The following is a 10,952-nucleotide window of genomic DNA, read 5'->3' on the forward strand; positions in this document are numbered from 1 at the left end:
GTGAATCCTGTACTGGGGTGTGTCACGAACGCAGGCATGAGCCTGCGATGCTGTATCAAAGATAGGAGTAGGCTGCAGGAGCTGGCTTCAAACCGCCCGGTGCTGCTGCATTCAAAAGGTATGGTGGTGAGCGACCTTTTGGAAAAGGCGCCGATAAACAGCGTCAGGTACATCTTGAGAAGATGAGCGAAAACAAACCACCCGATGACACATCGTTAAGGGTGGACTGAAAATCACAAGCCAGTAACCATGAAGCTTACAATGCATGTGAACTCGTGAAAATGGGACTTTTTCAGAGTCCCCTAGTGATTGGGTTTGGCAGATTGCCATGCATTTTTCTTTTACAATGCGGCTTCGTTATCTAAAGGAATGGGCCCATGAAAAGCATTTCTCCTAGCGCGGAATTAGTATCTGTGATCGAAACTAAGGCAGCATCTCTGGGATATAAGTTGGATAATTATCAGTATGCCGCTATAAAGCGTTTGGCGTTGCTAGCCGATAGCCTGCTTTCTACGAGGCTGTTACGCTTCCAAAAAATGAGAGGCTTGTATATCTGGGGACCAGTAGGGCGGGGTAAGAGTTTTCTCTTGGATTCGTTTTTTGACTCTATTCCGATCGTGGAGAAACGGCGTGTGCACTTCCATGCATTTTTCCGGGAGCTACATCAACAGATGTTTGAAAATATAGGTAGCAATGATGCGATGGGGGAGGCCCTCAATATAATGTTGAGTGAGTGTCGCTTGCTGTGCTTTGATGAATTTCATCTGCATGATATCGGCGATGCTATGTTGATCAGCCGGCTGTTCAAGGCAATCTTTGCGCGCCGCTGCGTTTTGCTTACCACGTCCAATTATCCACCTGCGGAACTGCTACCCAACCCTATCTATCACGAACGTTTTCTGCCTACGATCCGGTTGATCGAATCCCACATGGATATTCTGTCCATTGCAGGTGATATCGACTATCGTTCTCTGAACACAGGAGAAGCAGATACTTTCCACCGTGGAGCCTTTGTCAGTCCAGGCGATCCAGCGCAGCGTGAAATGCTGGGGCTACCAGCTTACCCAGTGGAGACTCATGAGATTAAGGTCAATCATCGATTGCTTCGAGGAGCAGATCTGGGAGATCGGACAATTTATTTCACTTTCGAGGACCTCTGTGAAAGCGCAACGGCTGTGATGGATTACCTCGTATTAGTCGACCAGTTCGATTACTGGATACTCAGCGGCCTGCCAAAGATTTCGAGTGCCTCTGCGGCGGCTCAGCAGCGCTTTCTTAATCTGATCGACATTCTCTACGACCGTCGCTGCACTTTGTTTCTGATTAGCCCGCTCTCCCTTGATAAGGCGATGGATCTCTGTGAAATAGCTGACATCGGGCGTACGCGCAGCCGCCTGTCACAGCTTAGAAGACTCGAAAAGTGACGTTTAACTAGTTGTGGTGAATCACAACTGCTCAGGATAAGTCTTGTCTACCGCGGAGCTGACAGAGTTTTTTCGGAGGGCATGCGATGAAAACAGGCCGCCCAGCCGTTCGGATCGAACTGACCGAACAAGAGCATGCCGAACTCACCTGCCGCCGAGCCAGGCACAAGGGGCCTGCCGATATGCAGCTGCGCGCCGAGATCATTCTGTCCTGCGCTCGAGGTGAGTCCGGCTCTTCCATTGCTCGACGGCTTGGCATTACGGCACAAACCGTTTCGAGGTGGCGCCTTCGCTTCGCCCGTTTGGGCCTGCAAGGCCTCAATGACGAGCCGCGCTCAGGCCGCCCACGCAGCATCAGTGATGAAAAGGTCCAGGAAGTGGCCGACCGGGTGCGGCAGACCAGGCCCGACGATGCCAGTCATTGGAGCTCGCGCCGGATGAGCAAGGCCACCCATATTTCGCCGGCGAGCGTACAGCGTATCTGGCGAGCCTTCGGGCTCAAGCCTCATCTAGAGCACACCTTCAAGCTGTCCACCGATCCTGCCTTTGTCGACAAGGTGCAGGATATCGTAGGGCTCTACCTGAATCCGCCGGATAAAGCGCTGGTACTGGGGGTTTGGGGAGCAACGGAACAGAAACTGCACTTAAGCCCTACGCCTGCCTTGCAAGCCCTTGCTGTGTCTGGGGTTTTCGGGAAAACCATCGTTTTTGAAGTCTGCATCGGGGTCTGTGGGACCTTAGCGTGCTTTAAATTCCGTTTTCTGAGACGCCCCCAATACAGGCGTTCAGTCAGATGGCGGCTAGAGCATTTTTACCTTATCCCGATTCATATCCGGCTGCCTCGAAGTAGTGCCTGCAGTCCTGCGCCGAGAACTGCGCAATCGCCTCGCCAATGCTCTGCCACAGCTGCGGCACGGTCCGCGCCGCCGCCTTTCGCAGCAGCGCCTTGAGCTTGGAGAATGCCCTTTCGATCGGGTTCAGGTCGGGGCTATAGGGAGGCAGGTAGCGCAGTGTGGCTCCTGCGCCTTCAATGGCCTGGCGTACCCCCGCCACCTTGTGGGCCGGCAGGTTGTCCATCACCACGATAGCGCCGGGCGTCAGCTCGGGAACCAGGACCTGCTCGACATAGGCCAGGAAGGCCGGGCCATTCATGGCGCCGTCGAGCACCAGCGGAGCAGTTAGCCCATCCACGCGCAGGCCGGCGGTAAAGGTCGTGGTTTTCCAGTGACCGTGAGGGACCGCGGCCAGGCAGCGCTCGCCGCGAGGGGCCCAGCCTCGTAGGCGGGCCAGGTTGGTCGCGGCGGCGGTTTCGTCGACGACGATCAGCTTGCGCCAGTCGAAGCCGGGTTGTTCCTCGAGCCACTCCTGTCGCGCTGCCTGGACGTCCGGCCGCTGCTGCTCGGCCGCATGCGCGGTCTTTTTTTGAACGTCATGCCGTGCCGGTCGAGAAACGTCCATACCGTCGCCAGGCTGACCCGAATACCGCGCTCCCGCTCGAGGGTTGCGGCGAGTTCGGCCAGCGTCAGGTCGGGGGTTTGCTCGAGCAGGCCGAGCAGGTAGTGCGCATGGGGATCGAGCCGCAAGCCCCGGGGCTTGCCCTGTCGGCGGGCGACGAGCTCCCCGCCTTCCCGAAAGCGCCGTACCCACACGATCGCCGTCGCCGTGCCGATGTCGAATCGCTCGGCGGCCTGCCGAGCCGACAGCCCGCCCATGGCCGCGTCGACGACGCGTCGGCGAAGATCGGCACTGTATGCTCGAGCCATTCTGGTCTCCTTGTCTGAGCGGGAGAGGAGGCCCGAAATGACCAGGAAGAGCAACCCCTGTATGTCGAATTCGTGTTTTCAAAAAATGCTCTAGCGTGATCGGCATGGACATCGCCAAGAAGGTTTTCCACCTGCATACCGTCGATCGGGACTCCGGAAAAATCGAGCGCATCAAACTGCGGCGCGATGAAGTCCTGGCGTTCTTCGCCTGGCGCCAACCTTGCCAAGTGGCGATCGAGGCCTGTGGCAGCGCCCACTGGTGGGCGTCAGCTTCGGCAGCAGGGGCATGAAGTGTGCTTGCTGGCCCCTCGCTCTGTGCGCCCCTTCGTTCTGCGCAACAAGACCGATGCGGCCGACACCCAGGCCATCTGGACAGCGGTACAGCAGCCCGGCGCTTGCCTGGTCGCTATCAAACAAGCGGACCAGCAGGCCATCCTCTCGCTGCACCGCATCCGTGCCCAGTTGCTGAAGGTCCGCATCATGTAGAGCAATGCGCTGCGCGGCCTGCTCTACGAGTTCAAAATTGTCTTGCCCGAGGGCCATGCCCAACTGGCCAAAGCCATGCGGAAGCCTTCGCCGAGGCGGAAAATCAGGTTCCTCCCGTGCTTCTGGAGAGCCTGCAAGAGCAGTGGGCGCGGGTGCTCCGACTGGAAGATGAAATCCGGGTGATCGAACTCCGCCTGAAACGCTACCTGCGCGAGAACCCCGACTGCCGGAAAATTGCAGAAATCCCCGGCATCGGTTCATTGACGGCCACTGCCGCGGTTGCCTCACTGGGCGACGTGACGACCTTTCGTTCCAGCCGACAGTTCGCCGCCTGGCTGGGATTGGCTCCCCGGCAAACCGGTACCGGCGGTCGAGTCCGGCAACTGGGGCTGAGCAAGCGCGGTGACAGCTACCTGTGCATGCTGTTGATGCATGGGGCTCGCTCGATCCTCGCCAGGAGCCAGAAATCCGAATGGCTTGAAGGCTTGCTGGCCAGGCGACCTTATAACGTCGTGGTCGCGGCACTGGCCAATAAGCTGGCCCGAACCCTGTGGGCCGTGCTGGCCAGGGGCTCTTCATATCGAGCAGAACACTTTACGGCCTGCCCTGCAGGAAACTGAAAAACAGGACAACTCATCATCCTCACAAGGAGCGCAGGCGGTAAGCACGTGATGGCGGAACAGGTCAGACCGTGACGGGGTAAACCTGGCAGGGACAATGAGCCACAGCCCGCAGCTCGCAGCTCGCAGCTCGCAGCTCGCTCAACAGATGAGGACCTCGTCAGCGGACTCCATCAGGCCATCAAAGCCAGCAGGCTTGTCGGGCTGCACAACGGGCCGAATATAAGACTACTTCTCCTACCTGCGCGCCAGCATGCCTACCTCTTGAGTTCCGGGAGGCGTCCATATAAGACTCTGGGTTGCACCGGAAATGGGGCCATGCTGCGGCGTTGCAGCCTTTGGCAAGGGAATGTCCATTGCCTGCAGGCTGCACCTTGCCGAACGCGACCCAGCCTGGCCTCATGTCCGGCGGCAACGCAACCGGGGAAATAATTGATGGCACGCCCTAATATCCCGGCAGATGGCTAAGATCGATCGGCTCGCCGGGGCGCAGCCCCAGCTTGTGGCGGATGTCCTCGAACATGGCATCGTATTCGTCGTGTTCGCGCAGGATCGGGCCGAAGCGTGGATGCAAGCCATGACGCACGGCGATCCGGGTCAATTCGCTCATGAAGTTGAAGGCCATGTCGCGCGGCAGTTCGCACTCCTCTGTGAAGGACTTGCCATCGATCTCGCCGTCCATGCGCATGTGTAACAACCGCTCTTTTTCCGGCGTCTCGCGCACCTCGTAGTGCACATCGTAGGCGAAGGTCTGTGGATCGGACTTGTCCGGCAGATGTTCGCGATGCAGATGACCCGGCTTGAACATGGGAATCTCCTCGCAGGGAATAAGGCCGACGGCGCGGCCTCATTCCCGGAATCGGCGGAGCGCCGCCCATTCAGTGTAGATAGCGTCGATCGCCCGGCGAATCGTCGCCGGGCTTGAGATCGACCGCCCCGCTGGTTAACGTGAATCCCCTTTCAGGAGACCGCCGATGCGCCTTGTCCGTCCCCTCTTGTACTGTCTTCTGTCCCTGTTCGCCGGTTGCCAGTCGCTTGCCAGCGAAGACCAAGTCCCCGCGGACGGGCAGACCCGTCTGCGGGGCGAACTGAGCATGCGCGACGGCGATCTGCTGCTGCGCCCGTGCGACGAACAGCGCCGCTTCATGCTGGCCGATGCCGACGACCTCGGGCTGGCCGAGGACATCCGCGCTCTGCAGGGGGGCGGCAAGGACCCGCTGTTCGCCGACCTTGGCGGCAAATTCGGTTCCAGCGACAAATCCGGCGTGGACGGGCGCTTCGAGGCGACCCGGCTCTATCGCCTGGAGCTGGGCGGCCAAGGCTGCAAGGACCCGGACTTCCACCGGATGATCCTGCGCGCTGCAGGCAACGAACCTTTCTGGAGCGTCGGCGTCGGCGGCAAGGGCCTGCTGCTGCAGCGTCCCGGCCAGCCGCCCCTGGCCCTGCCTTACCTGGAGGAGCAACTGCCCGGTGGCAGCCTCAACTTGACCAGCGAGGCCAATGGCCGGCGCCTGGAACTCTGGGTGGCGCCACAGCGCTGCGTCGACTCCATGAGCGGCGCGGTCCGCCATCTGAGCGCCGAGCTGCGCCTCGACGGCCAGGTGCAGCGTGGCTGCGCCTACTTCGGCGGCGCTCGGGAAGAGTGAATCACCAGGGCTTGCCACGGGTTCGCCTGCTCACCGGCAGCACCGGCACGCAGATACCGAGAAAAAGCAAGGCAACGAGCAATGCAAGCATCATCGGCATGTCCTGTCATGCTTCCGGCATGCGGCCCGACGTTCCGGCAGCGGGCTTCCCCGCCGTGGACATGGGCTGGATCACAAGAAGCTTGTCCTGGTCCCCAACCATCGACCGGCGGTCTTACCGGCATGAAGAAGGTCCTCGGATATCCCCCTGGCATGCCTCAAGCCTAGCTGGCGGTCGGCATCCCGGCGCAGGAAAGCTCCCCAGGAGCGGACGGGAACGGCGGGCGAGAAACCGTGCGCCGGTCTGGAGGAAGGGAGAACGGCTATGCGACGGGGACGATCAGTGGGCGACGCGGCTGGTGCCGTTGACGGTCAGGATGCGCACCCGCTCGCCGACCCGGAACACCTCGTCCGGCTGCACTTCCTGTACATAGGCACGCGTGCTGCCGTCGTCCTCGCGTACGGTGACCTCGACACCCTGGGTACGGGTGACCCCCTCTTCCGCCGCGGCGCCGAGCAGGCCGCCGGCCACAGCACCGATCACCCCCGCCACGGCGCTGCCACGGCCCTGGCCCACACCGCTGCCGGCCACGCCGCCGACGATGCTGCCGGCGCCGGCACCGATGGGTGTCTTGGTACCCTCGATGCGCACTGGGCGCAAGGTCACTATGGTGCCCATGCGCACGGTCTCGACGGTACGCGCTTCCTCGCGCGAATAGACATCGCCGGTCAGGCTAGAGACACAGCCGCCGAGCACCAGCGTCACGGCAGCGAAAGAGGAGATAAACAGAACGGGCTTGCGCATTGCGTTTACTCCAGATGGGTCATGCCAATTATTATAGCGTTTTCATCCTGACCGGCCATAGCCGCAATGGCGGATATAGCGCTCGCATTCGGCGGCCGGAAAGCGCTCCAGCAAGGTGCCGATGGCCGACCACAGGGTATCGACCGTGCGGGCTGCGGCCTTGCGCAGCGGCGCCTTCAGCTTCGCGAACACCTGCTCGATCGGGTTGTAGTCCGGACTGTACGGCGACAAATAGCGCAGCTCGGCACCGCGCGCCTGGATGGCCTCCCGCACACCGGCAACCTTGTGCGAGCCGAAGTTGTCCATCACCACGATGTCCCCGGCACTCAGGCTGGGCGCCAGCACCTGCTCGACCCAGGCGCGAAACGCTCGCCCGTTGACCGGCCCATCGAGCACCAGCGGAGCGACCAGCTCGCTGCGCAGCGCACAGATGAAGGTGGTCGTCTTCCAATAGTCATGGGGCACCTGTCCCGGACAGCGCTGCCCGCGTGGCGAACTTCCCCGGCTCGGGCTCATGTTCGTGCTCGCCCAGGTTTCGTCGAGAAACACCACGCGGCGCACGTCAAGTCTGGACTGCTCGGCGGCCCAGGCGTGTCGTGCCTGAGCTACATCGGCACGTTGCTGCTCGGCGGCCTGGAGCGATTTTTTTGAGCGTCAGCCCCAACCGTCCCAGCGTCTTCCACAGCGCGGTCGGGCTCACCCGCACGTCATGCTCGGCTTCGCCCCACTGGCACAACTGCGTCAGCGTCTGCTCGGGCGCGGCGGCCACGCGCCCGGTCAGCGCCCTTTCGAGCCTCTGGAGCCGCAGAAATACGTAGTTGCACTGGACTCCGGCACTGACCTGGCCCCGTTGCTGTCGCGCCCGCGCCACGTAGGACTCGCCCACCGCAAAGCGCCTGGCCACCTCGCGAACCGGGCGGTCAGCCGCCAGTACCCAATCGTGCAGACCCTGCCCGTAGGTCCGCCCTCGACGCCATCCCATGAGCCATCTCCAGCGGTTGTCAAACCCCTGCTTTCTGTTCAGCTTGGCTGCCCAATTCTGATCTGGCTACAACCGCTAGTCTGGACAGAAACGCTCTAAAAGCTCGTCACCTCCCCTTGTCACGGCGCATTCGTGCCGCGCCGAACTAGACAACCGACGCTGCGCCCTCCACTTTCCGGCCTCGGACGGATCGGCTAGGGTGACGGCCGGGAGGACTGTCATGGACTACTTCATCGTTTTCGTCACCACCGTGACCGGGCTGTATTTTCACTGGTGGCTATATGTGCGCATCAAGCGCTGGATGGATCGCGATCTGGCCCTGTCACTCGCCGGTCAGGACCAGGCCAGGCGCGACTACATGCTGGAACGCCTCGACGAAGCCCGGAGGCAGGGCGTCAAGCGCCGAGATCTGCCACGCTGGCTGGAGCGCGCGGCGGCCGACTATCCCACCCTCCTGAACAGCGGCCAGGACCCCATCCGCGCGAAGGCGCTCCCGGGCAAGCGCCCCGTCAGGTCGGTCTAAGGCGCCAGGCGCTCGCGCACCCAGCCCCCCTTCTCCAGACGGTAGTTGAGCCGGTCGTGCAGGCGGCTAGCGCGCCCCTGCCAGAATTCGATGCGATCGGGCAGCAGGCGGTAACCGCCCCAGTGTCCGGGACAATGCGGCGCCTGATCGAGAAAGCGCTTTTCGGTCAACGCCAGCAGTTCTTCCAGCTCGGTGCGGTTGCGAATCACTCGGCTCTGTGGCGAAGCCCAGGCGCCGAGGCGACTGCCCAGGGGACGCACTTGGAAGTAAGCGTCGGACTCCTGCGACGAAACCTTTTCGACTTCTCCCTCGATGCGTACCTGACGTTCCAGGGTGGGCCAGAAGAAGGTCATGGCGGCGAAGGGGCGCGCTCTAAGCTGCTGCCCTTTGGCGCTCTCGTAGTTGCTGAAGAAGGTGAAGCCCCGCTCGTCCACGCCCTTCAGCAGCAGCACCCGGCAATGGGGCCGACCATTGCCGTCCACGGTGGCCAGACTCATGGCGTTGGGCTCGACAGGCAACTGCTCGGTCTTCATCGCCTCGGCGAACCACTGATGGAACAAAGAGAAGGGTTCGAGCAGGGCTTCGGCCTCGCAAAGGCCGGAGCGGCTATAGTCACGGCGCATGTCGGCCAGTGTCTGGGGCATGGGGGATTCCTTCGAATGAATAGCAGTCAGCCAAAGTCTAACTAGACAACTATCGCTTCGCTTGATCTGAAGCAACCACCCGAATTCCTGGCGCGCCGTACTGGGCCAACACGGCAGGCAGGCTGCTCCGGGTGGTCAGGTACATCTCCACCCGGCGATTGAGAGAGCGCCCGTCCTTGTCGGCATTGTTGGAACGCGGAACATCGGAACCCATCCCCTTATACATCAGGCGGTCATGGTGCAGGCCGCTCATGCGGAAGATCGCCGCCATAGACTGCGCCCGCTCCTGGCTCAGCCTGTTGGTCAGCTCGGTCGAACCGCTGCTGTCTCCATGCCCCAGCAGAAGCACGGCCACTTCGCGATCCTGCGCCACCAGCTTGGCCACCCGGCTGAGCGGACCCAGAGTCGCCACCAGCAGCATGCTCGGCCGATCCGGGTTGAACGAGCTATCCACCGGGGCTGTCACGACCAGCAGATCGCCACGACGCTCCACCTCGAACTGACTCCCCTTGACGGCTTCGCGTACGCTCGCCTCGTGATCCGCGACCCAGGCCCGACTCTCCCTGGATTGGAAATTGGCTACCGACGAGCCGGACCTGCCGGCCTGAGCGCCGACACGCTCCTGTTTGCCGGTGGTGCTGCAGGCGGTGATGGCCATGCAGAGAATCAGAGTGCTGCTATTAATGAGAAGTTTCATCGACAGATCCCGTTGCAAGGAAAGTTCTATGGGAGATGAGGTGTCACGGGCAGCATGACGGTAACAGGCCTCGAGGTCGAGTTTTGAGTCTGGCCGCAACCCCGGCGCAAGCAAGGCATTGCCTTGGCAGACAGACGAGTGGCTTCACCCCAAGCATTCTCCCGCCAGGCGAGCCAACCTCTGCGCCCGTGGGTCCATCAGAATGTAGGGGCCTAGACTGTTAGTGACGAAGCCGAAGGCCAGTTCGCGCTCGGGATCGGCGAAACCGCAGGAACCACCGGCGCCGGGATGGCCAAAGGCTTTGGGGCCGAGCGCGAAAGTGGCATTGGCCAGTGCGGGTTGATCGAGCATGCAGCCGAGGCCGAAGCGGGTCGGGGTGAGCAGGGTGCGGTCCTCGCCACAACTGTGCTCGCGCGTCATTTCGTCGAGCAGTTCGTCCGGCAGCAGACACCCGTCGAGCAGCCCGGCATAGAAGCCCGCCAGGGAGCGCGCATTGCCATGGCCGTTCGCCGCAGGCTGGTGCATGCGCCGCCACTCGGGCTTGTTGCTGCTGTTCAGGATCGACGGTGGATTGGTGAAGGCGCGGCTGCTGAGAGTCTCCGGCTCGCTCATCGTGACCCTGACCAGGCGCTGGGCGGCGGCATCGCCCGGATTGCCCTTGTTCCGCGAGATATGCGCGACCCGGTGGAATTCGGCATCGTCCAGCCCGACATGGAAATCCAGGCCGAGCGGCCGGGCGACGCGTGCCGCGATCGAGTGGCCGGGCTCGCGACCGTCGGCGCGCCGCAACAACTCGCCGATCAGCCAGCCGAAGGTGATCGGCGCATAGCCGTGCCCCCCGTCGCGCGGATTCCACCAGGGCGCCTCGGCGGCCAGCGCCTCGGTCATGACTCGCCAGTCGTAGAGCATTTCCGCCGCCAGCGGCGCGCGGATCGCCGGCAAGCCCGCCTGATGGCAGAGCAGTTGACGCAGGGTGATCCGCTCCTTGCCGGCGGCGGCGAACTCCGGCCACAGCAGGGCCACTGGAGTGTCGAGATCCAGTTTGCCCTCCTTCACCAGTTGCAGGGCGGCGACCGTGGCGAAGGGTTTGGTGCAAGAAAACAGGTTGGCGATGGTATCGCTCTGCCAGGCCTCACCGTCGTCGCGGCCGGCGAGCCCGGCCCAAAGGTCCACCACGGTTTCTCCGCCGACCCGGACGCAGAGTGCCGCGCCACGAGTCTGCCCATCCTCGAAAAGAGCAGCGAACGCATCCTTCAGCGCCTCGAACTTGAGGTCGAAATAACCTTGAACCTGCACCTTCGTCTCTCCTGGCAGTACAACCGC

The 10,952-nt window shown here is 62.1% G+C and carries 9 protein-coding genes and 4 pseudogenes; 5 read left to right on the plus strand and 8 right to left on the minus strand.

Features of this window, described 5'->3' with window-relative positions; all coding sequences use genetic code 11:
• Nucleotides 1-377 precede the first annotated feature (377 nt).
• Together zapE and ACGI6K_RS13395 are read left to right on the plus strand one after the other, a co-directional pair.
• On the plus strand, nucleotides 378-1,424 hold the full coding sequence (gene zapE, locus ACGI6K_RS13390) for a cell division protein ZapE (RefSeq protein ID WP_376949374.1): 1,047 nt from the start codon (nucleotides 378-380) through the stop codon (nucleotides 1,422-1,424).
• Between the two features lie 86 nt (nucleotides 1,425-1,510).
• Nucleotides 1,511-2,041, plus strand: a pseudogene (locus ACGI6K_RS13395) (IS630 family transposase); the annotation flags it as partial.
• A 199-nt stretch (nucleotides 2,042-2,240) separates the two neighbouring features.
• Here ACGI6K_RS13395 and ACGI6K_RS13400 read toward each other — a convergent pair.
• Nucleotides 2,241-3,187, minus strand: a protein-coding gene (locus ACGI6K_RS13400) for an IS630 family transposase (RefSeq protein ID WP_394542940.1) whose coding sequence is annotated in 2 segments (ribosomal slippage) — nucleotides 2,241-2,842 and nucleotides 2,842-3,187 — 948 coding nt in all. Because the reading frame shifts where the segments join, the coding sequence is not laid out codon by codon here.
• A 104-nt stretch (nucleotides 3,188-3,291) separates the two neighbouring features.
• On the opposite strand from ACGI6K_RS13400, the pseudogene ACGI6K_RS13405 reads away from it, so the two are divergent.
• A pseudogene (locus tag ACGI6K_RS13405) lies at nucleotides 3,292-4,293 on the plus strand (IS110 family transposase).
• Nucleotides 4,294-4,738: 445 nt separating this feature from the next.
• Here ACGI6K_RS13405 and ACGI6K_RS13410 read toward each other — a convergent pair.
• Nucleotides 4,739-5,101, minus strand: coding sequence for a DUF5064 family protein (locus ACGI6K_RS13410; protein WP_376946161.1), 363 nt, complete (start codon nucleotides 5,099-5,101; stop codon nucleotides 4,739-4,741).
• A gap of 166 nt (nucleotides 5,102-5,267) precedes the next feature.
• Between ACGI6K_RS13410 and ACGI6K_RS13415 the strand changes: the two genes are divergently transcribed.
• Nucleotides 5,268-5,939, plus strand: a complete 672-nt coding sequence (locus ACGI6K_RS13415; RefSeq protein WP_376946163.1) for a COG3650 family protein — start codon at nucleotides 5,268-5,270, stop codon at nucleotides 5,937-5,939.
• A gap of 379 nt (nucleotides 5,940-6,318) precedes the next feature.
• Here the strand turns inward: ACGI6K_RS13415 and ACGI6K_RS13420 are convergent, their stop codons facing one another.
• From ACGI6K_RS13420 to ACGI6K_RS13430, 3 genes and pseudogenes are all read right to left on the minus strand, one after another.
• Nucleotides 6,319-6,783 carry a hypothetical protein gene (locus ACGI6K_RS13420; RefSeq protein WP_376946165.1) on the minus strand — a complete coding sequence of 155 codons (465 nt, stop codon included), beginning with the start codon at nucleotides 6,781-6,783 and terminating at the stop codon, nucleotides 6,319-6,321.
• 42 nt (nucleotides 6,784-6,825) lie between these two features.
• Nucleotides 6,826-7,359 (minus strand): annotated as a pseudogene (locus tag ACGI6K_RS13425) (IS630 family transposase); the annotation flags it as partial.
• The gene (locus ACGI6K_RS13430; RefSeq protein WP_377968705.1) at nucleotides 7,346-7,765 is read right to left on the minus strand and encodes a hypothetical protein; all 420 of its coding nucleotides are present in this window, start codon (nucleotides 7,763-7,765) and stop codon (nucleotides 7,346-7,348) included. The gene ACGI6K_RS13430 and the pseudogene ACGI6K_RS13425, both read right to left, overlap by 14 nt.
• 220 nt (nucleotides 7,766-7,985) lie before the next feature.
• Between ACGI6K_RS13430 and ACGI6K_RS13435 the strand changes: the two are divergent.
• A pseudogene (locus ACGI6K_RS13435) lies at nucleotides 7,986-8,213 on the plus strand (hypothetical protein); the annotation flags it as partial.
• Nucleotides 8,214-8,284: 71 nt separating this feature from the next.
• On the opposite strand, the gene pdxH reads toward ACGI6K_RS13435, so the two are convergent.
• From pdxH to ACGI6K_RS13450, 3 genes are all read right to left on the minus strand, one after another.
• Nucleotides 8,285-8,932: a pyridoxamine 5'-phosphate oxidase gene (gene pdxH, locus ACGI6K_RS13440; RefSeq protein ID WP_394542941.1), complete on the minus strand. Its 648-nt coding sequence runs from the start codon at nucleotides 8,930-8,932 to the stop codon at nucleotides 8,285-8,287.
• A 49-nt stretch (nucleotides 8,933-8,981) separates the two neighbouring features.
• Nucleotides 8,982-9,629, minus strand: a complete 648-nt coding sequence (locus tag ACGI6K_RS13445; protein WP_376946171.1) for an OmpA family protein — start codon at nucleotides 9,627-9,629, stop codon at nucleotides 8,982-8,984.
• Nucleotides 9,630-9,773: 144 nt separating this feature from the next.
• On the minus strand, nucleotides 9,774-10,925 hold the full coding sequence (locus ACGI6K_RS13450; protein WP_376946173.1) for a serine hydrolase domain-containing protein: 1,152 nt from the start codon (nucleotides 10,923-10,925) through the stop codon (nucleotides 9,774-9,776).
• Nucleotides 10,926-10,952: the final 27 nt, after the last annotated feature.

The organism is Azorhizophilus paspali, from assembly GCF_043587585.2.
In the GTDB taxonomy this organism is placed as follows: domain Bacteria; phylum Pseudomonadota; class Gammaproteobacteria; order Pseudomonadales; family Pseudomonadaceae; genus Azotobacter; species Azotobacter paspali.

Coding starts and splice junctions, on each gene's coding strand:
- zapE (WP_376949374.1), top strand. CDS start 378: ATGAAAAGCATTTCTCCTAGCGCGGAATTAGTATCTGTGATCGAAACT.
- ACGI6K_RS13410 (WP_376946161.1), bottom strand. CDS start 5,101: ATGTTCAAGCCGGGTCATCTGCATCGCGAACATCTGCCGGACAAGTCC.
- ACGI6K_RS13415 (WP_376946163.1), top strand. CDS start 5,268: ATGCGCCTTGTCCGTCCCCTCTTGTACTGTCTTCTGTCCCTGTTCGCC.
- ACGI6K_RS13420 (WP_376946165.1), bottom strand. CDS start 6,783: ATGCGCAAGCCCGTTCTGTTTATCTCCTCTTTCGCTGCCGTGACGCTG.
- ACGI6K_RS13430 (WP_377968705.1), bottom strand. CDS start 7,765: ATGGGATGGCGTCGAGGGCGGACCTACGGGCAGGGTCTGCACGATTGG.
- pdxH (WP_394542941.1), bottom strand. CDS start 8,932: ATGCCCCAGACACTGGCCGACATGCGCCGTGACTATAGCCGCTCCGGC.
- ACGI6K_RS13445 (WP_376946171.1), bottom strand. CDS start 9,629: ATGAAACTTCTCATTAATAGCAGCACTCTGATTCTCTGCATGGCCATC.